This window comes from Mesorhizobium sp. M7A.F.Ca.US.006.04.2.1, assembly GCF_004022915.1.
Lineage (GTDB): Bacteria > Pseudomonadota > Alphaproteobacteria > Rhizobiales > Rhizobiaceae > Mesorhizobium > Mesorhizobium ciceri.
Window position 1 is genome coordinate 1 of the sequence record NZ_RZQA01001494.1, and the last position, 737, is coordinate 737.

At 66.5% G+C, this 737-nt stretch carries 1 protein-coding gene; it reads left to right on the forward strand.

Annotated elements, in window-relative coordinates; all coding sequences use genetic code 11:
- Positions 1 to 641 (forward strand): tetratricopeptide repeat protein (locus tag EN925_RS38290; protein WP_128337488.1); only part of this gene is annotated, 641 nt, incomplete at its 5' end.
- Between the last annotated feature and the right edge of the window lie 96 nt (positions 642 to 737).

Genomic DNA, 737 nt, shown 5'->3' on the forward strand with positions numbered 1-737 from the left:
CCGTCCACCGCTCCGGCCCGGTGGCGTCGCTGACCGCCAAGTCGCTCAATGTCGGCTCGCAGCATGGGCGCGCCGATGCGATCTATCTCGAAGGCGGCCAGAGCGAACTCGACGGACAGCTTCTGTTCGATTTGGGCAGCGCCGGTTCGGCAGGCGACGAAACACTGGAAGAGTTGTTTGCCGAGGCCGAAACGGCGGAGGAGGGTGGCGACCATGATGGGGCAGCCGCACTCTACCAGCGCTGTCTCGCCATCGATCCGAGCGATGCGATTGCCGCCTTCAACCGCGCCAACTGCCTGCGCGCCGGCGGCCACGCGGCGGACGCCGCGCACGATTATATCAATGCGATAAAACTCGATCCGGCCTTCGTCGAGGCCTGGTTCAACCTCGCTGGGCTGATGAGCGAGCAGGGCCGCGAGGCCTCGGCGCGAAGGCACCTGCAGAAAGCGATCGCGCTCGACAAAAACTATGCCGATCCGGTGTTCAACCTCGCCCGGCTCGAATTCGACGCCGGCGATCTGCCGGAGGCGCGGCGGCTGTGGGTGCGCTATCTCGAACTCGATGCGGAGTCCGAGTGGTCGCGGGTGGCGGCCAAGGGCGTGCAGTTCGTGGATCTGCAGTTGGCGCGTACGGCGGGGTGAGGGATGCTGGCGCTTGAACACCCCCCTCTGGCCTGCCGGCCATCTCCCCCGCAAGGGGGGAGATCGGCAGCTTGGGCGTCCCGTTCCTGCTTGCAA